We start from the raw sequence: 19,544 nt of genomic DNA, 5'->3' as shown, positions 1-19,544 counted from the left end.
GTGAAAGGCGCGGGCATCGGGATATTCTCCCGCGGCCCGCGCCCTTTTTTTGTCCATGTCACTCGGACAAAAAAGGGGAGCCGTTGCCGGCTCCCCTGTCGCTCTATCGATGGTGGTCCGGTCAGAAGCTGACGCGGACACCGGCGTAATAGCGGCGGCCGAGCGGATCATAGGTGCCCGCATCGGTATCCTGGCCGGCCGACGCGCCGATATCGGCGAGGTATGGCGGCTTGTTGTTGAGCAGGTTGGACCCGCCGACATAGAATTCGAAGCCTTCGCCGGCCTGGAAGCGGAGCTGCGAGTCGAGGTAGAATTGCGGCTTCACGCGGTAGTCGGGGTTGCTGCCCGGGCGGGCGCCCGTCAGCTGGTCGTCGAGGCTTGCCTGGCTGATCCATGTGCCCGTCATCGTCAGTCCGACGCCGTCGATGTCGTATGACGCGTTCGTCGTGAAGCGATCCCGCGACGCACCGATCTCGCCGGCGAAATAGTCGCGCTCCGAACCCGGCAGCGGCACCGTGAACCCGCTGATCAGGTGAGTGTAGGACACCTTCATGCCGAGCGTCCCGCCAAGCCCGAGGCTCTCGAGATTCTGGCGATAGGCGACGGTCGTGTCGATACCCGACGTCTTGATGCCGCCGCTGTTGAGCGGGCTGCTGTTGACCTCGTCGAGCGAACCGGCGCTGTTCGCACCCTGCGCGGCAGCGCGGCGCACCACCAGATTGCAGAAGTCCGAGTCTTCCGCGTTGTAGCACTGGTTGAGGATGAACTGCAGCGGCGTCGTGGTGATCGCACCCTTGATCCGGATGTTGAAGTAATCGACCGTCACGACCAGATTGCGCAGCGCATCGATCGACCGGGGGTTGACGACAACACCGGCGGTGAACGAGTCACCCTTCTCTTCCTGCAGGTCAGGATTGCCGCCGGCGAAGCTGGTGATGCCCTGACGATCCGCCTGTCCGATCGTGAACTGACCATTCTGTGCGATGTTCGCGGCAACACCGGGGGCTGCGCGGCAGTTGACGGCGAGCGTGCCGGTCGCGGCCGCGGTCACGCCTGCGCAGGGGTCGACCAGACCATTCGGGAAGTCCTGCTGGTTCGGCTGGAACAGCTCGTTGATGTTGGGGGCGCGAACCGAACGCGCCTGCATCACGCGGAAGCGGACGTCCTCGATCGGCGCCCACTCGCCGCCGTAATTGTAGCTGTAGGTCGTCCCGATCGTCGAATAGTTCGACACGCGGATCGCACCGCGGACCGACAGCGAGTGGAAGAACGGGCGATCCTGGAGCAACGGCACGATCGTCTCGGCGAAACCCTCGATCAGGTCGAAGCTGCCGCGCGTGGACGGCAGTGCGTTGTTACCATTCAGGCCCTGCTGCGTAAGAAGATCGAACACGTTGCTGCTCGTCTCGCGACGATATTCGGTGCCGATGCTGACGCCGACCGGATCCGCGCCGAACAGCGAGAACAGCTTGCCCGAGACGTTGGCGCCGCCAACCGTCTGCGTGACCTTCGTCGACAACGTCGTCGGCACCGCGAGGTACGAGGCGGCAGGTGTCAGTGCGCCCGCGCCGTAGATGTTCGCGGGAATGCAGCCGGCTGCGCGTGCGGCGGGATCGGCGCAGACGATCTGGCCGCTCGTCGGATCGCGATACGCATTGAGCGCCTGCGTGAAGTTCAGGCTGTTATACTGGCCGTTGCCGGTCTGGTTCTCGACCGTCTGGCCGTAGATGCCATAAACCTCGTAGTTGAAGCGGTCCTCGAGGAACTTGCCGTTGGCGCCGCCCGCAAACCGGAACAGCTCTCGGCTCGACGAGCTCGTGCGCGGACCGAAGTCGTTGAGGCGACGATCGAAGCTGATGTCGCGAAGACCATCGCCGTTCGTGTCGGTGGCAGCGTTGAAGATCGCATCCGGCACGAACGGATTGCGGTACTGAACACCACCAACGATGCTCTCGATCGCGATCTGGCCGTCATTGGGAATATCGACGAGGTCGGAGCTCAGCGGGAACGCTTCGATGACCGTCTTGACCTTCGTCTTGGCGTAGTTGCCCTCGACGAACAGGTTGAGCGCTGGCGAAACTTCGAAGTTCGCACGACCCGCAGCGGTATAACGCTCAACGGGCACCGCGAGATAGCGGAAGTCCGAGCGATTAAACCCAGGCGCGTCGGGGCACGCGGCGCTTGAACATTCGAAGAGTGAACCATCGGGGTTGTAGCTGAAGCCGCGACGGTTGTCGCCGGTACCCGTGACATAGCGTCCCTGTGGCGCAAAGCCCGACAGCAGCGTGCTACGCGTAAACAGGTCGGCATCGTTACCGGTCGTCAAGGCGAGGCTGCTCGAATCCACCGCGCTTGAACCCGCCTCGGTGAAGCGATCCTTCTTCAGCACGGTGCCCTGCTTCGAATAGCCGCCGAACAGCATGATATTGCCACGGCCATCGGCGAAGTTCTTGCCGACCAGCGCGTTGACCTGGCGATCGGCGCCATCGCCATATTGCGAAATGCCCATCTGGCCGTCGAGCTGGATGCCTTCGAACTTGGTCTTGTAGATCATGTTGACGACGCCCGCGACGGCGTCCGAGCCATAGACCGCGGACGCGCCGCCGGTCAGGACGTCGACGCGCTCGAGGAACTGCGTCGGGATGACGTTGAGATCGACTGCGCTGCTGCCGGGCAGACCTGCGACGAACCGGCGGCCGTTGACGAGGACTAGCGTGCGGTCGTCGCCGAGGTTGCGCAGATTGACCGTCGCCACGCCCGCGCCCTGCGTCGCAAAGCTCGAATTGGTGCGGCTGACGCCCGGGGTGCCGAATGCCGGATTCTGGAGCAGGACGTCCTGTACGTTGATCGCGCCGGCCTGCTGGATCTGCGCGATGCCGACGCTCTGGAGCGGCGAGGCGGCGGTGGCCGACGGCGATGCGATGCGCGAGCCGGTCACGACGATCTCGCCTGCCGGCGCTTCTGCAGCACCCTGCGGGTTCTGATCCGTCGCGGTCTGGGTCGGGGTTGCCGGCTCCAAAGCCTCTGCTTGAGCGGCTGCCTCGGGTGTTGCTGCAGGCATCGCAGGCGCAGTTTGCGCGTTAGCGGGAAGCGTTGAGACGGCAACGAGGAGGCTCGTGGCGAGCAGACTGCGACGATAGGCTGGGGTCATTTAATACTCTCGACTGAAACATTCCGACGAAGGGGCAAAGCCGCTGACCTTCGTCGATGCGCCGCCGTTAGGCCTCGCGGCGCGGCCCGATCCACTCGATTGAGACGAATAGGATCGTTTTTTTACAATGTGTTTCATCCTTGCAACAGTCTGGAGGGATTGGGATTCCAGCGCCTCGGGCTGACGTGCCGGAGCCGCCAAGCGCAGGCGAGGCGCCCGATCAGCCGCATGCAATTTCCCGATCGCCGTCTTCCCCCGGAGGGCGCTGTTGGCGTAGACGGAGCCATGGCGGTTACCGTGTTTCCCGATCTCGTTGCGAAGAGTGTCTCCGGGACATGACGGTCCCCGGAACATGGGCGACCGTTCTGGCCGGCGTTGCGACGCTGCTGCTGCTCGGGCTCGGCGGCCTGCTGCTGTTCCTGGGATTGCGCGCGCGCGCCGGTGTCGCGACGACCCTCGCCGAGAATGCGACGATGCGCGCGTTGCTCGATGGGTCGCCGGCCGTCGCGACGGTCGTCCGCTCGGATGGACGAGTGGAGATGCCGCAGCGGATGGCGGACTGGCTGGGTATTCCGGCGCCACGCTATCTGATGGATCTGGCGGGTGAGGAATCCGGGCTCTCACCCGAGGATGCTGCCGCGCTGACCGCCGATGTGACCGCTGCACAGCGTTCGGGCCGACCCTTTGTTCGTGCAGTCCGCCCCGTCGGTTCGACGCGGGCCATCACGCTGCGCGGCGCGCGTGCGCCCGGCGCGATGGGGGCAACTGGCAGCATCCTGATCTGGGCGTTCGATGCAACGGACAGCGAATCCGAGATCAAGCGCCTCGGCACCGAGACGGCGCGGCTTGGTGCCGCCTATGACGCGCTGACCGGGCTGATCGAAGCCGCGCCGCTGCCGATGTGGTACCGGGCGCGCGATCTCAGGCTGTCGATGGTCAATTCCGCCTATGTCGCGGCGGTCGAGGGCCAGGATGCGCAGGACGTGGTCGCGCGCGGCCTCGAACTCGTCGAGGGATCGGGGCGCGGCGGGCCGCTGGCTGGTGCCGCCGCCGCGCGCGAGCAGGGGCGGCCGCACCAGCAGGTCCTGCCCGCGACGATTGATGGTGCCCGCCGTTCGCTCCAGATCTACGACGTTCCGCTGCCGACCGGCGGGGTGGCGGGCTTTGCGATCGACATCGAGGATCTCGAGCAGGCGCGCTCGGGTGCCAAGCGTTTCGCCGAGGCGCAGCGGGCGATGCTCGACCGACTGTCGGCGGGGGTCGCGCAGTTCGGTGGCGACCGCGGCCTGGTCTTCTGCAACCAGCCGTTCCGGCGGATGTTCGCGATGCGGGCGGAGTGGCTCGCCGACCGTCCAGAATTCGACCGCGTGCTCGAACGGATGCGCGAAGCGGACCGGCTCCCCGAAGTACGCGACTTTCCGGCATGGAAGGCCGAGCGGCGCGCATGGTTCATGCAGACCGGGACCATGCCGAACGGCGGCGCGAGCGAGGAGATCTGGCACCTGCGCGGCGGGACGCATTTGCGAGTCGTCGCCCAGCCCTTGCCCGATGGCGGGCTGTTGCTGATCTTCGAGGATCGCACCGAGCATGTCCAGCTCGCCAGCGCGCGCGACACGCTGCTCCGCGTCCGTACGGCCACGTTCGACAATCTGTTCGAAGCGCTCGGCGTGTTCGCCGCCGACGGCCGGCTGCAACTGTGGAACAACCGGTTCAGGGTGCTGTGGGGCCTCGAGGAGGAATTCCTTGCCGGCCATCCGCGTGTCGACGTCTTTGCGGATGCGGCGGCGGGCAAGTTGATGACGCCCAACCGGTCGGCGCTGATCCCCGATCTCGTGCGATCGGCGACCGCCGGACGCCAGCAGCGCGGGGGCCGCGTTGCCTTTGCCGACGGCCGGCATTTCGAATTCGCGGGCGTCCCGCTGCCCGACGGCAACGCGCTGTTCACGATGCTCGACATCACCGACAGCCGGCGCGCGGAGCAGGCCTTGCGCGAACGCGCGAACGCGCTCGAGGCGGCGGACAAGGTGAAGACGGCGTTCGTCGCGAACATGAGCTATGAGCTCAAGACGCCGCTGACGTCGATCAGTGGTTTCGCCGAGATGCTGCACGGTGGCTATGCCGGGCCGATGAGCGAACAGGCCGGGGGGTATCTCGAGGCCATTCTCGAATCGGTCGAGCGGCTCGGGCTGCTGGTCGACGACGTGCTCGACCTGACCCGGACCGAGAGCGAGAGCACCGAGATGGTGCGCACCGATGTCGAGCTGGCGGTGGTCGCCCGCGCCGCGGCAGGCTCGATCCAGGCCACCGCGCGGCGCCGCAAGCTCGACTTCGCGATCGAGATCGGGCGCTCGACCGGGCGTATCTGCGGCGATCCCAAGCGACTGCGTGAGATTGTCGAGCATCTGCTGCGTCACGCGGTCGCCGGTACGCCCGAGGGGGGGCGGATCCTCCTGCACGCCGACGGTAACGCGACGCATGCACGGATCGTCGTGTCGGATGACGGCGCGGGGATGAGCGCCGAGGGCGTCGCGCATGCGTTCGACCGGTTCGCCGAATCCAAGACGATCGGCGATCGTGCGCTGGGGCTCGGCCTGCCGCTCGCCAAGCAGTTTGTCGAGGCGCATAACGGCACGATCGATCTCGTATCCGAACCCGGAAACGGCACGCTGATCACGGTCGAACTGCCGCGGAGATGATCATCGCCTTGAAAAGACACGCACGCTGCCCCGGTTCGGTCGCATGACGGCGCTGCGGTTAGAGGATCCCGCCGCAACCGAGGCGTTCGGCGCGAAACTGGCAGCGCACGTCAAGGCGGGTGACGTGATTGCGCTGACGGGGACGCTCGGCGCGGGGAAGACGAGCCTGGCACGCGGGTTGCTGGCGGCGCTCGGTCTGGTCGGCGAGGCGCCATCGCCGAGTTTCGCGATCGTCCAGCCCTATGCACCCCCCGAGGTGCGTCTGCCGGTGCTCCACGTCGATCTGTACCGGATCGACGATCCGGACGAGATCGTCGAGCTCGCGCTTGACGACGCGCGCTATGATTCCGTTCTGATCGTCGAATGGCCAGAGCGGGCGGGGCCGGACTATTGGCCGGACGCGCTTCGGCTCGACCTCACGATCGAACCGGACGGCACGCGCGGCTTGACAGCCGGAGTGCCGGAGGGTTGGACGCGGCGATGGCCGATATGACACCCCCGGCGGGCGCCGCCGCATTTCTCGACGCGCATGGCTGGGCGGGGGCGACGCTCCTGCCGGTTGCGGGGGATGCCTCGTTCCGTCGCTATTTCCGCGTTGTCGCAGGGCCGCGCCACGCGATCCTGATGGACGCGCCGCCGCCACATGAAGACCCGCGCCCGTTCATCGCGGTCGCACAGTGGCTGGTCGAGCGGACGTTCCGGGCACCCGCGATCCTCGCGAGCGACCTGACGCAGGGGCTCGTGCTGATCGAGGATTTTGGCGATGATCGGTTGCGCGAGGCGATCGACGCATCGTCCGACGAGGGCATGGCGCTCTATGCGCCCGCGATCGACCTGCTCGGGCGTCTTCACGCGCACCCGGCCGGACCATTCGCAGCCTACGACCGTGCCGTGCTCGCGCGCGAGGCCGCGCTGTTCGTCGACTGGTATTGCCCGGCAATCGGGATCGTCCCGGACCGGGCGGGCTGGCATTCGGCATGGGACGCCGTGTTCGATCACGGGATCGCGACCGCCCCCGTCACCGTCCTGCGCGACTATCATGCCGAGAACCTGATGCTCCTCGCACCGGACGGAGCGCTCGGCCTGCTCGATTTCCAGGACGCGCTTGCCGGGCACCCGGCTTATGACCTCGTGTCGCTGTTGCAGGACGCCCGCCGCGACGTCGATCCGGTGGTCGAGGCAGCGATGCTCGCCCGCTACCGCGAAGCGACGGGCGTTGGTGACGACTTCCTAAACGCCTATCACGTGCTCGGCGCGCAGCGGAACGCCAAGATCCTCGGCATCTTCACGCGGCTGTGGAAGCGTGACGGCAAGCCGCGCTACCCGACCTTGTGTCCCCGGGTCTGGACCTATCTCGAGCGTGACCTGGCCCAGCCGGTGATGGCGCCGGTCGCGGCCTGGTTCGATGCCAATGTGCCGGCAGCGATGCGCGGTGATCCGCTGGCGTTGGCGGCATGAGCGGCCAGCGGATGATCCGTCCGATCCCGCGCGGGACGGTGCCCGAGACGGCGATGGTGATGGCGGCCGGGCTTGGCAAGCGGATGCGGCCGTTGACCGCGACGCGGCCCAAGCCGCTGGTTGAAGTGGCCGGCAAGGCGCTGATCGACCATGTCTTCGATCGGCTGCAGCGTGCCGGGATCGCGCGCGCTGTGGTCAATGTCCACTATCTTGCCGATACGTTGCAGGCGCATGTCACCGATCGCTATCCCGATATCGAAGTCGTGATTTCGGACGAGCGTCGCCGGTTGATGGAGACGGGCGGCGGGCTGGTCCAGGCACGTACCCTGCTCGGCGATGCACCGGTTCTGGTGGTCAACAGCGACAATCTCTGGATCGATGGACCGGTCGACGCGATCCGCCTGCTCGCGTCGCGCTGGGACGATGCGACGATGGATGCGCTGCTGCTGATGGTGCCGCTCGCCCGCGCGCACAATCACGGCGGTCCGGGCGACTTCCATCTCGCAGCGGACGGCCGGATCACCGGACGACGCAAGCCGGGGCGGGTCGCACCCTTCGCCTTTACGGGTATTCAGATTCTCCACCCGCGCGTCATCGCGGATTGGCCCGAGGGACCGTTTTCGACGAACCTGTTCTGGGACCGTGCGATCGCTGCGGGCCGGGCATTTGGCCAGGTTCACCAGGGCCTGTGGTTCGACGTGGGCACCCCCGCGGCGATTCCAAGGACCGAGGCGATCCTCGCCGGTGGCTGAACGGACGGGGCCGACCCTCTACACCATCCCCGCCCATCGCGCCTTTGCCGATGCGCTGGTCGCGGGGTTGCTCCGGCGGGCAGGGCAGGATCCGCTGGCGCTCGCCCGCGCGCTGATCCTGTTGCCCAACAACCGCGCGATCCGGGCCGTGACCGATGCGTTCGTGCGGGCGAGCGGCGGGGGGCTGGTTCTGCCGCGGATGATCGCGCTGGGGGACACGGGGCTGGGCGAAGCTGTCGGCGCGGCGCTCGATCCGGCGGACGATGCCGATCCGCCACTGCCGGCAGTGCCGCCCTATCAGCGGCGGATGATCCTTGCGCGGCTGGTGTCGGAAGAACGCCGGCGTGGGGGGCATCCGATCGATGCCGCCGAGGCGGTCCGACTTGCAGGCGAACTCGCCAAGACGCTCGACCAGTTGCTCGTCGAGGAGGTTGCGCCGACGCGCCTCCACGAGATCGAACTCGGTCCCGAACTGACTGAACACTGGCAGCGCGCATTGTCGACGTTCGACGTCGTGCTGCAGCGATGGCCGGGCGAGCTGGCCCGCCTGGGGCGGATCGACGCGGCGACCCGGCGCGCCGCGCTGCTCGACCGATTGGTGACGCGATGGCGTGCGGCGCCGCCGGCCGGGCTGGTCTGCGCCGCAGGCGTCACCGACTCCGCGCCGTCGGTCGCGCGCGCCCTGCGTTGCGTCGCGGACCTGCCAGGCGGCATGGTGGTGTTCGCGGATCTCGATCTGCACCTGCCCGACGAGGAATGGGATGCGCTGGGCCCCCACCCGCGAAACCCGGATACCGGGCTGACGCGGCGGTCGATCGAAACGCATCCGCAATTTCATCTGAAGCTCCTGCTCGAACGCATGGGCGTCGGGCGCGCCGAGGTCGCGACCTGGCGCGAGGGCGGTGGCCATGACGCCGACACGACGCGAAGCCGCGCGATCGCCAATGCACTGGCCCCCGCCGACTTCACCGGAAAGTGGACCCGGCTGGGCGCGGAGGACCGCCGCCTGAAGGGGGTGACGGTCGCCGAACTGGCAACCCCCGCCGAGGAGGCGCAGGCGATCGCACTGGCCCTGCGCGGCGTACTGGAGGAGCCGGGACGGACAGCGGCGCTCGTCACGCCCGATCGCGCACTAGCGCGGCGTGTCGCGGCGCATCTTGGACGCTGGCAGATCCTGATCGACGACAGCGCGGGCCGGCCCTTGTCGATCCTCCCGCCCGGGACCCTGATCCTCGCGCTGGTCGAGGCTGCGGCACAGCGTTTCGCACCGCTTGCGTTGCTGGCGCTGCTGAAGCACCCGCTGGTCCGCAGTGGCGATACCCGGCTGGCGTGGCTCGACGGCGTTCGCGCGCTCGATCGCGCGTTGCGCGGACCGCGGCCCGCAGCAGGGCTCGATGCTGTCGATGCGCATCTGCGCGCCGGAACGGCGAAGCGCTGGTGGCCGGAGGCGGAAGCGCTGCTCACGCCGATCGTCACGGTATTCGAACGCGGCGCCCAGCCGCTCGGCCCGTTGCTCGCGATCGTTCGCGAGACGGCCGCGGCGCTGTGCGGCGATGAACTCTGGGCCGGCCCCGCGGGGCGTGCGGCGGCGCAATGCCTTGCCGATCTCGAGATCGAGGCCGATGCTGGTCCGCCACTCGTCGATCCGGGCGAACTTGCGCAGCTCTTGCGGACCTTGCTCGACGAGGTTGCGGTGCGGCCATTGCAGGGCGCGCATCCGCGTCTGGCGATCTACGGCCTGCTCGAGGCGCGATTGCAGACCGCCGACCTGATGGTTCTGGGCGGGCTGAACGAAGGCATGTGGCCAGGCCGTCCTGCGCCGGACCCGTGGCTTGCGCCGCGGATCCGCGCCGAACTCGGGCTGCCGGGCCTCGAGCGGCAGGTGGGGACGTCGGCGCATGATTTTGCGCAGGCGCTCGGCGCGCCGCGGGCGATCGTCACACGTGCGCGCCGCGACGCCAAATCGCCGGCATTGGCGTCGCGACTGTGGCTGCGGTTGCAGGCACTTGCGGGGGACAGATTCGAGCGCGCCGAGGCGCTCGAGGCGTGGACACGCGATCTCGACGATCCGCGGGCGCACCGGCCCTCCGACCGTCCGGCACCGTCGCCGATCGCTGCGCTGCGGCCAAGGCTGATTTCGGTGACCGAGGTCGACCGGCTGAAGGCCGACCCCTACGCCTTCTATGCCCGCAGGGTGCTCGGTCTGATGCCGCTCGACCCGGTCGATGCGGATCCGAGCGCGGCGTGGCGTGGCACCGCGGTCCACGACATTCTCGAGCAATGGTGGAAGCACGACGCCTGCGCGATCGATGCATTGCGGCCGCGTGCCGAGGCGATGCTGCGCGACGAGCGGACGCACCCGATGATGCGTGCGCTCTGGCAGCCGCGGCTGCTCGAGGCGATCGACTGGATCGCGGGCACGATCGCGGCGCAGGCCGTCGATGGTCGGGTCGTCGCCAGCGCAGAGGGCAAGGGCGAGATCGCGATTGCAGGGGTGACGCTGCGCGGGCGGTACGACCGTGTCGACCGGCTGCCGGGCGGGGAACTGGCAATCATCGACTACAAGACCGGCAAGCCACCCTCGGCGACCGCGGTGCGCGCCGGCTATAGCCTGCAACTGGGGTTGCTGGGCCTGATCGCCGAGCGCGGCGGGTTTGCCGATGTCGCCGGCAAGGCTGGCGCGTTCGAATATTGGTCGCTTGGCAAGAAGCGCGATGCGTTTGGCTATGTCGAGAGTCCGGTCGATCCCGAGGGCAAACGCGATAAGATCCCGACCGCGGATTTCACCGCGACGGCGGCACACAACTTTACCGAGGTCGCGGGCAACTGGCTCACCGGCAGCGCCGCCTTCACCGCCAAGCTCGTGCCGGAATACGCCCCCTATGCCGAGTATGACCAGCTGATGCGCCGCGATGAATGGTATGGCCGTGAATAGCGGCGAGCTCCGCACCTTGCCCCGGCTCAAGGGCGCGCAGGCCGCAGCTAGTGACCCCCGAACTCATGTCTGGCTGTCCGCATCGGCGGGAACCGGCAAGACCCAGGTCCTCGCGGCGCGCGTTTTCCGCCTGTTGCTGCGCGGTGTCGATCCGGGCGCGATCCTGTGCCTGACCTTCACCAAGGCGGGTGCGGCCGAAATGGCGCAGCGGATCAACGGGCGCCTTGCCGCCTGGGTGCGGATGCCCGGCCCCGCGCTGGGTGCCGACCTGATCGCCCTGGGGGAGGTGCCCGACCAAGCGTTGCAGGATCGTGCGCGGACGCTGTTCGCCAAGGTGCTCGACGCGCCGGGGGGCGGGTTGCGGATCCAGACGATCCACGGTTTCTGTCAGGGCCTGCTGGCGGCGTTTCCGGTCGAAGCCGGGCTGACGCCGGGTTTTCGCCCTCTGGAGGCGCGCGAGGAAGCCGGGCTTGCACGCGAGGCGCTGGCGGGGATGCTCGCGGACGCCGAGCGTGAGGGGCGGGAGCGTCCCGTCGAGATCGTCGGCCGCTTGTCCCTGCGGATGGGGGAGGGCGGTGCCGAGGGGTTCCTGATGGCCTGCGCCCGCGCGCTGCCCGCGCTCGAGGCGTTGCCGTCCGGTATCCGGCCCTGGTTGCGCCGGACGCTCGAGCTGCCCGCCGGCGATATCGACGAGGCGGTCGCGGACTGGTGCGAGGCGCTGGATATCGATGCCATCACGCGGATCGGCGCGGCCAACCGGGCGTGGGGAACCGCGACCGGCCTGAAGCAGGCGGCCACGGTTGAGGCGTGGCTCGCGTCGCCGGACCGTGCGGCTATGCTTCCCGACCTCGCAGGCGTCGTGCTGACGGCCAAGGGGGAGCCGCGCAAGGCGCAGAAGAAGCTGATCGACCTCGAACCTGACTATGAGATCCTGGCACAGGATGTCGGCGCGGCCTGTGCAGATATTGCATCGATGATCCAGCGCGTGGCTTATGCCGATCTTCTCGCGGATGGGCTGGAGGTCGGGCGCGATTATGCGCGTGCCTATGCACTCGCGAAACGACGCGTCGGCGGGGTCGATTTCGACGATCTGATCGCGACGACCGTGGCGTTGCTCGACCAGCCCGGCATTGGCGAATGGGTTCGCTACAAGCTCGATCAGGCAACCGAGCATGTCCTGATCGACGAGGCGCAGGACACCAATGCCGACCAGTGGCGGATCGTGCGGGCGCTGGCCGACGAGTTCTTCGTCGGGCGCGGTATCTATGCCCCGTCGACGCGCACGCTGTTCACGGTCGGCGACTGGAAGCAGGCGATCTTCGGCTTCCAGGGGACCGACCCGTTTAACTTCGCCGCCGCAGAGCTGCATTTCGGGCGGCGTGCGCTCGAGGTTGCGGGCGACGACGAGTGGCCGGAGGCGGAGCGGGGCCTGCCGCTCGAGCGGCTGTCGCTGACCCACTCCTTCCGATCGACCCGGCCGATCCTCGCGTTCGTCGATGCCGCGGTCGCCGCGGCGGGCGAGCCGGGGCTTGGCGCGATCGGCGAGCTCGAGGTCCATGCGAGCGAGGTCAAGGGCCCGGGCAGCGTGACGCTGTGGCCAACGGTCATCGCAGGGGGGAGCGAGGACGACGAGGAGGGCTGGGTCGACGATGCGGTCCGCAAGCTCGCGGGCGATATCGCCAAGGCGGTCCGACGCTGGCTCGCGCCCGATGGGCTGATGCTCGAGAGCAAGGGGCGACGGCTCCGCCCCGAGGATGTGATGATCCTCGTGAAGCGGCGCGGCGATCTCGCGTCGCTGATCGTCGCGCGGCTTTATGCCGAGGGCGTGCCCGTCGCGGGTGTCGACCGGCTGCGCTTGAACGCACCGCTCGCCGTCCAGGATCTTCTCGCGACGATCCGCTTCGTGTTGCAGCCGGAAGACGATCTGAGCCTGGCATCGCTGCTCGTCTCGCCGCTGATCGGCTGGACGCAGGACGAGCTGATGGCGGCGGCGCCACGTGAGGCCGGCCCGTTGTGGCGACATCTTCAGCGGACGCAGTCCGCCGAGCGCCTTGCGCCGCTGCTCGCGATGCTCGCTCGTGCGGACATCGCGACTCCCTATCAGTTTCTGGAGGAGCTCCTGTCCGGGCCGCTCGACGGACGGCGCAAGCTGATCCTGCGGCTGGGGACCGAAGCGCGCGATCCGATCGAGGAACTGCTCAACGCAGCACTGACGTTCGAGAGCAACACGACACCGTCGCTGCAGCGCTTCCTCGACTGGTTCGATCGCGGCGATGTCGACATCGTCCGCGATCCGTCGGCGCCGCTCGATGCAGTGCGCGTGATGACCGCGCACGGCGCCAAGGGCCTGCAGGCACCCTTGGTGATCCTTGCCGATGCGACCGCCGATCCCGCCGCCGCACCGCGGTCGATCCTGAAATGGACTCCCGAGGACATGGTCGCCCCGTTGCCGGTGTTCCGCCCGCGCAGCAGCGAGCGGGGTGGCCCCCTCGATGCCGTGGTGACTGCAGCCGAGCGGCGCGAACTGGAGGAGCATTGGCGGCTGTTTTATGTCGCGGCGACCCGCGCCGAGGAGCGTCTGGTCATCGCGGGCGCGCTCGGTACGCGGGCGCAGGGCATTGCGCCGGTGACGAGCTGGTATGGCGCCGCGGATCGCGCGCTGACGGCGTTGGGCGTGGCGGACGCGGAGGGCGAGCGGGTCTTCGTCGGCGACGGGACGGAATTTCCGGTACCGGTCAAGCCCGCGGCGAACGACGTGGCCGTGCCTTCCCAGACGATACCCGACTGGGCCCGGCACGCGGCACCGAAGGAGTCGCGACCGTCGCGCCCGTTGTCGCCATCTGCGCTCGGCGAGGATGCGGTGTCCGACCCGCCGCCGACCCCGGAGATGCGGCTTGCGGCCGAACGCGGCGCGTTGATCCACAAGCTGCTCGAGCGCCTTCCCGCTGTCGACGGCGGTTCGCGGGCGGCGGCGGCGGATCGCTGGCTCGGCCAAGCCGGCGGTGTTTCCGATCCCGCCGCGCGTGCGGAAATTGCAGCGAGCGCGATCGGCGTGATCGAGGATCCGCGCTTCGCAGACCTGTTCGGTATCGACTCGCTTGCCGAAGCGCCGATCGCGGCCACGCTGGCGGACGGCATCGTGGTATCGGGAACCGTCGACCGGCTGCTGATCGGTGCGGAGACCATCCGGGTGATCGATTTCAAGACCGGGCGGCGTGCGCCGCGCGGGCTCGACGAGGTGCCGGACTATCATCTGAAGCAGATGGCAGCCTATGCAGCGGCGTTGCGGGTGATCTTTCCGGGGCGGACGATCGAGGCGGCGTTGCTGTACACCGCGGCACCCCGATTGATCGCGATACCGGCAGATATGCTCGACAGGCACAAGCCGCGCTATGCGATGACGGAGCAAAGCTAGGCTGTCGACGGTTGAGACGCGTGCAGCCGAACCCTAGATTACGGTATAACAAAGGAGATATTTCAGTGGCGACCAAGCAGATCACCGATGCGAGTTTCAATGCCGACGTGCTGAACGCCGACGGCCCCGTGCTCGTCGATTTCTGGGCCGAATGGTGCGGGCCGTGCAAGATGATCGGGCCGAGCCTCGAGGAGCTGTCCGAGGAACTGGGCGAGAAGGTGACGATCGCCAAGCTCAACATCGACGAGAACCCCGATGCGCCAGGCCAGTATGGCGTGCGCGGGATCCCGACGATGATCCTGTTCAAGGGCGGCGCCCCGGCAGCAACCAAGGTTGGTGCAGCACCCAAGGGCCAGCTCAAGGCGTGGCTTGAAGGCGAGCTCGCCTAAGACGGTACGTACCGCTACCGCCACCTCAGATTCTTTGAGGTGGCGGTTAGAGGTGAGCTCAGCTGCGATAGTCGGCGTTGATCGAGATATATCCGTGCGTCAGGTCGCAGGTCCACACCGTGGCCGCACCGTCGCCCAGCGCGAGATCGACGCCGATCTCGATGTCCTGCCCCTTCAGATGATCCGCAACGGGCGCCTCGTCATAGCCGCTGAGCGCGAGCCCGCCCTCAGCCACTTGCGTATTGCCGAACCGGATCGACAATGTGTCGCGGTCGGCGGGCTCTCCCGCTTTCCCGACGGCCATCACGACACGACCCCAATTGGCGTCCTCGCCAGCCACCGCCGTCTTGACCAGAGGCGAGTTGGCGATGCTCATAGCAATCCGGTGTGCGCTGCGGTCGCTTTCTGCGCCGGTCACCTGGATCTCGATCAGCTTCTGTGCGCCTTCGCCGTCGCGGACGACGAGCAGGGCAAGCTGATGGCATAGATCTACCAGTGCCGCGCGGAACGCGTCGGCGCCGATGCTGTCGTCGTCGTTGAGCGGGGCGTTGCCGGCCTTGCCCGTCGCGAATGCGAGCACCGTGTCGCTGGTCGAGGTGTCGCTGTCGACGGTGATGCACGAGAAGCTCGGCGCATTGGCCTTGGACAGTGCAGCCTGGAGAAACGCGGGCTCGACCGCGGCATCGGTAAAGATGAAGCCGAGCATCGTCGCCATGTCCGGCGCGATCATACCCGAGCCCTTGATGATGCCGACCAAAGTGACGGTCCGATCGCCGATCACCGCGGTCGTCACCGCGCCCTTGGTGAAGGTATCGGTGGTCATGATCGTCGCGGCGGCGTCCTCCCAGCCGCACGGCGTGGCTGCGAACGCGGCGTCGAGCCCGGCTTCGGCCTTGTCGATCGGCAACGGCACGCCGATCACGCCAGTTGAGGCGACGAACACGTCCGAGGGCTGGCAACCGAGATGCGCGGCCGTTCGTGCGGCGATCGCCTCGACCGCGGCACGGCCACGCGCACCAGTGAAGGCGTTCGAATTGCCCGCGTTGACGACAAGCGCGCGCGCCTGTCCGAGAGTCAGTGCCGCGCGGCACCACTCGACCTCGGGAGACGGACATTTGCTCTGCGTAAGGACGCCCGCAACGACCGTCCCTGGATCGAGCGTCACGAACGTCAGGTCGCACCGGTCCCAGGCCTTGTAGCCGGCACGCGCGACATGCGGCACGACCCCGTCGATCAAAGGGGCGGCGGGGAAGGGCAAGGCGAGCGGCGAGATCTGCATCCGGCCTTCATAGTCGCTGCGGTCCGGCCCGCAAGATCGCGGGTCGCGTCTGACAGCCGCCCGTCGACCGGTGTCCCGTGCGGTTGGGGGCTATCGCATGACATCTGCGCGCGTCGACGGTCGACGAGCGTCCGTCAGGGTCGTCGTACCTACGCACCACGCCGTCCCCTTACGGATCGAGCGTCCGCGCGTTCGCCGGGTGCTTCCGTCCGACGAATGGTAGATTTTACGCGCAAGCTCGCATACAGCCGGTCTCGCATGAACCTGCTGCTTCTCCTTTCTGCCCTCCTGTCCGCGCTGACCGGCGCGGTGCCGGGTGTGCGTGGGCAGTCCGCACAGGCAGTGGCGCAGGGCAGCATTTGCGCGCAGACCGCGGCGGTGGCGGTGGCAAAGGTCGCGGTACGACCGGTCGCCGCGCTCGCCTCGCTCGACGACGTTGCCACCTCGGCGACGCTGCCCGTCGTCGCGATCATCACGGCCCCTATCTGGGTAGACCGTCGGCGCGAATAGCGCCGCGCGCCTGATCTCTCGGCCTGCGGGCCACTTCTCCTCTTTGCGCGTGCGTGCCTCCGCGTGCCGTCGCGCCCTATAATCAGGAAATCAGCCCATGTTCGGTGGCTTTGCCAAATCGCTGTTCGGGTCGTCCAACGACCGCTACGTCAAGTCGCTCAACCCGATCCTCGCGAAGATCGCCTCGTTCGAGCCTTCGCTCGTCGCGATGTCGGACGAGGAATTGTCCGGGCAGACCGCGAAGTTCCGTGCCCGACTCGCTAACGGCGAGAAGCTCGACGACTTGCTTCCAGAGGCATTTGCCACGGTGCGCGAGGCGGCCAAGCGCGTGCTTGGCCAGCGGCATTACGACGTGCAGATGGTCGGCGGCATCGTCCTCCACCGCGGCGAGATCGCCGAGATGCGCACCGGCGAGGGCAAGACGCTCGTCGCGACGCTTGCGACCTACCTGAACGCCCTGCCGGGCGACGGCGTCCACGTCGTCACGGTCAACGACTATCTGGCGGCGCGCGACGCGGAGTGGATGGGGCAGGTCTATACCTTCCTTGGCATGACGATCGGCGTGATCGTGCCGAACCTGTCGGACGAGGAGCGTCGCGCCGCCTATGCCGCCGACATCACCTACGGCACGAACAACGAGTTCGGCTTCGACTATCTGCGCGACAACATGAAGTACGAGCGCAGTTCGATGGTGCAGCGCCGCTTCAACTTCGCGGTGGTCGACGAGGTCGATTCGGTCCTGATCGACGAAGCGCGTACGCCGCTGATCATCTCGGGGCCGACCGACGACAAGTCCGAGCTGTATATCCAGGTCGATGCGGTCGTGAAGCAGCTCGTCCCCGGTGACTATGACAAGGACGAGAAGCAGAAGACGATCATCCTCACCGAGGACGGCACCGAGAAGGTCGAGCGGATGCTCGAGGCGGCAGGGCTGCTTGAAGGCGCCAACCTGTACGACTTCGAGAACACGCAGGTCGTCCACCACCTCAACCAGGCGCTGCGCGCGATCGTGATGTTCAAGTCGGACATCGATTACATCGTCAAGGACGGCAAGGTCATCATCATCGACGAGTTCACCGGTCGCATGATGGACGGCCGGCGCTGGTCGGACGGCCTTCACCAGGCGGTCGAGGCCAAGGAAGGCGTCCAGATCGAGCCTGAGAACCAGACGATGGCCTCGATCACGTTCCAGAACTATTTCCGCATGTACCCCAAGATCGGCGGCATGACCGGTACGGCGGCGACCGAGGCGGCCGAGTTCTACGACATCTACAAGATCAACGTCGTCAGCATCCCGACCAACGTCACGGTCAAGCGCGTCGACGAGGAAGACGAGTTCTACAAGGACACCAAGGACAAGTTCGCGGCGATCGCCAAGAAGATCAAGCATCACGCCGACCTCGGTCAGCCGGTGCTCGTCGGCACGGTATCGATCGAAAAATCCGAGCTGCTCAGCGAGTTCCTCGTCGGCGAGGCGGTCGAGCACAAGGTGCTGAACGCGCGCTTCCATGAGATGGAGGCGCACATCGTCGCGCAGGCCGGACGCAAGTCGGCCGTGACAATCGCGACCAACATGGCGGGCCGCGGTACCGACATCAAACTCGGTGGCAATCTCGAATTCCGCATGCTCGACGAGCATCCCGATCTGGTCGAGGGCACGCCCGAATATGCCGCCGAGGCGGCGCGGATCGAGACCGAGATCGAGGCCGAGAAGCAGGCAGTGCTCGCCGCGGGCGGCCTGTTCGTGCTCGGTACCGAGCGTCACGAGAGCCGGCGCATCGACAACCAGCTGCGCGGGCGCTCGGGTCGTCAGGGCGATCCCGGCCTGTCGCGCTTCTACCTGAGCCTCGACGACGATCTGCTGCGGATCTTCGGGCCGGACACGCTGTTCGCCAAGATGATGCGCAACAATATCGAGGACGGCGAGGCGATCGGGAGCAAGTGGCTGTCGAAGGCGATCGAGACCGCGCAGAAGAAGGTCGAGGCGCGTAACTACGACATCCGCAAGCAGGTCGTCGAATATGACGACGTGATGAACGAGCAGCGCAAGGTCATCTACGAACAGCGTGCGGACATCATGGATGCCGATACCGTCGGCGACGTGGTGACGGACATGCGTGCGGAGACGGTCAACGTCATCGTTGGCGAAGCCTGCCCGCCCAATTCCTATCCGGAACAGTGGGACATTGCAGGGATGAAGACGCGGCTTGCCGAGGTGCTCAACCTCGAGCCGCAGATCGAGGCGTGGCTGCTCGAAGAGGCGATCGATCCCGAGATCGTCGAGGAACGCATCCGTGCAATGGCGGACGAGGCGATCGCGACGAAATCCGCAGACCTCGACACCGAGACGTGGACGTCGGTCGAGAAGTCGATTCTGCTGCAGAATCTCGACCATCACTGGAAGGAGCATCTGGCGACGCTCGACGCGCTGCGCCAGGTCGTCCATCTGCGCGCCTATGCGCAGAAGACGCCGATCAACGAGTATAAGCAGGAGGCGTTCTCGCTATTCCAGCGGATGCTCGAGACGATCCGCGAGGACGTGACCAAGACGATCGCCCACGCACAGTTCCAGATCCAGGCGCCGGTCGGCCTGCCCGAGCTGCCCGATTTCATCACGACGCATTTCGACCCGTTCACCGGCGAGAATGACAGCCTCGACCAGGCACGCGGCATGTCGGGCCACATCACGTCGCAACTCCCGCCGATGCAGATCCCGCAGCCTCAGGCCGCGGATATCGGCGAGGATCCGGCGAACTGGGAAGGCGTGGTCAGCCGCAACGCGCCATGCCCATGCGGGTCGGGGCGCAAATACAAGCAGTGCCACGGCGCGGTCTGAACGCTGCGCTGACGGGCCGGCCGTTTAGCGGCCGCGCCCGGTTGGCAGCATAGCAGGCAATAAAAAGCCGGGCCGTCCCATATGGACGGTCCGGCTTTTGCTTGTAGGCTTGGTTGCGGCAGT

Annotated in this window: 11 protein-coding genes; 9 read left to right on the top strand and 2 right to left on the bottom strand. The window is 67.2% G+C overall.

What is annotated here, in order from left to right:
• Positions 1–121: 121 nt before the first annotated feature.
• On the bottom strand, positions 122–3,061 hold the full coding sequence (locus J3A66_RS02090; RefSeq protein WP_209566762.1) for a TonB-dependent receptor: 2,940 nt from the start codon (positions 3,059–3,061) through the stop codon (positions 122–124).
• Between the two features lie 425 nt (positions 3,062–3,486).
• Here J3A66_RS02090 and J3A66_RS02085 point away from each other — a divergent pair, with 425 nt between their 5' ends.
• The 7 genes from J3A66_RS02085 (at position 3,487) to trxA (ending at position 14,796) form a co-directional block, all read left to right on the top strand.
• Positions 3,487–5,847 (top strand): PAS domain-containing sensor histidine kinase, encoded by a 2,361-nt coding sequence (locus tag J3A66_RS02085; protein WP_056675642.1) that lies wholly within the window; start codon positions 3,487–3,489, stop codon positions 5,845–5,847.
• A 43-nt stretch (positions 5,848–5,890) separates the two neighbouring features.
• Entirely contained in the window at positions 5,891–6,340 is a 450-nt protein-coding gene (gene tsaE, locus J3A66_RS02080) for a tRNA (adenosine(37)-N6)-threonylcarbamoyltransferase complex ATPase subunit type 1 TsaE (protein ID WP_107045840.1), read from the top strand.
• Positions 6,337–7,305, top strand: coding sequence for a phosphotransferase (locus tag J3A66_RS02075; protein WP_209570344.1), 969 nt, complete (start codon positions 6,337–6,339; stop codon positions 7,303–7,305). Before tsaE ends, J3A66_RS02075 begins: the two co-directional genes overlap by 4 nt.
• On the top strand, positions 7,302–8,057 hold the full coding sequence (locus J3A66_RS02070; RefSeq protein ID WP_107933648.1) for a nucleotidyltransferase family protein: 756 nt from the start codon (positions 7,302–7,304) through the stop codon (positions 8,055–8,057). The genes J3A66_RS02075 and J3A66_RS02070 overlap by 4 nt, the downstream gene beginning before the upstream one ends.
• Positions 8,050–10,992: a double-strand break repair protein AddB gene (gene addB / locus J3A66_RS02065; RefSeq protein ID WP_209566761.1), complete on the top strand. Its 2,943-nt coding sequence runs from the start codon at positions 8,050–8,052 to the stop codon at positions 10,990–10,992. Before J3A66_RS02070 ends, addB begins: the two co-directional genes overlap by 8 nt.
• Complete coding sequence (addA, locus tag J3A66_RS02060; protein ID WP_209566759.1) at positions 10,979–14,407, top strand: double-strand break repair helicase AddA; 3,429 nt, start codon at positions 10,979–10,981, stop codon at positions 14,405–14,407. The genes addB and addA overlap by 14 nt, the downstream gene beginning before the upstream one ends.
• A gap of 65 nt (positions 14,408–14,472) precedes the next feature.
• Entirely contained in the window at positions 14,473–14,796 is a 324-nt protein-coding gene (trxA, locus tag J3A66_RS02055) for a thioredoxin TrxA (RefSeq protein ID WP_031393340.1), read from the top strand.
• A 58-nt stretch (positions 14,797–14,854) separates the two neighbouring features.
• On the opposite strand, the gene argJ is transcribed toward trxA, so the two are convergent.
• Positions 14,855–16,075, bottom strand: coding sequence for a bifunctional glutamate N-acetyltransferase/amino-acid acetyltransferase ArgJ (gene argJ, locus J3A66_RS02050; RefSeq protein WP_209566757.1), 1,221 nt, complete (start codon positions 16,073–16,075; stop codon positions 14,855–14,857).
• Positions 16,076–16,333: 258 nt separating this feature from the next.
• Between argJ and J3A66_RS02045 the strand changes: the two genes are divergently transcribed.
• Positions 16,334–16,585, top strand: coding sequence for a hypothetical protein (locus tag J3A66_RS02045; RefSeq protein ID WP_037528446.1), 252 nt, complete (start codon positions 16,334–16,336; stop codon positions 16,583–16,585).
• Between the two features lie 97 nt (positions 16,586–16,682).
• Positions 16,683–19,421: a preprotein translocase subunit SecA gene (gene secA, locus J3A66_RS02040; RefSeq protein WP_107933656.1), complete on the top strand. Its 2,739-nt coding sequence runs from the start codon at positions 16,683–16,685 to the stop codon at positions 19,419–19,421.
• Positions 19,422–19,544 lie beyond the last annotated feature (123 nt).

The sequence above is a fragment of the Sphingomonas sp. PvP018 genome, from assembly GCF_017876865.1.
GTDB lineage: Bacteria > Pseudomonadota > Alphaproteobacteria > Sphingomonadales > Sphingomonadaceae > Sphingomonas > Sphingomonas aerolata.
Note: the sequence above shows the minus strand (reverse complement) of the source record. Positions and strands in the feature narration are given on the sequence as shown.

Excerpts from the sequence above, each read along its gene's own strand:
- J3A66_RS02045 (WP_037528446.1), top strand. The coding sequence starts at position 16,334 with ATGAACCTGCTGCTTCTCCTTTCTGCCCTCCTGTCCGCGCTGACCGGC.
- J3A66_RS02090 (WP_209566762.1), bottom strand. The coding sequence starts at position 3,061 with ATGCCTGCAGCAACACCCGAGGCAGCCGCTCAAGCAGAGGCTTTGGAG.
- addA (WP_209566759.1), top strand. The coding sequence starts at position 10,979 with ATGGCCGTGAATAGCGGCGAGCTCCGCACCTTGCCCCGGCTCAAGGGC.
- J3A66_RS02085 (WP_056675642.1), top strand. The coding sequence starts at position 3,487 with ATGACGGTCCCCGGAACATGGGCGACCGTTCTGGCCGGCGTTGCGACG.
- secA (WP_107933656.1), top strand. The coding sequence starts at position 16,683 with ATGTTCGGTGGCTTTGCCAAATCGCTGTTCGGGTCGTCCAACGACCGC.
- J3A66_RS02070 (WP_107933648.1), top strand. The coding sequence starts at position 7,302 with ATGAGCGGCCAGCGGATGATCCGTCCGATCCCGCGCGGGACGGTGCCC.
- J3A66_RS02075 (WP_209570344.1), top strand. The coding sequence starts at position 6,337 with ATGACACCCCCGGCGGGCGCCGCCGCATTTCTCGACGCGCATGGCTGG.
- tsaE (WP_107045840.1), top strand. The coding sequence starts at position 5,891 with ATGACGGCGCTGCGGTTAGAGGATCCCGCCGCAACCGAGGCGTTCGGC.
- argJ (WP_209566757.1), bottom strand. The coding sequence starts at position 16,075 with ATGCAGATCTCGCCGCTCGCCTTGCCCTTCCCCGCCGCCCCTTTGATC.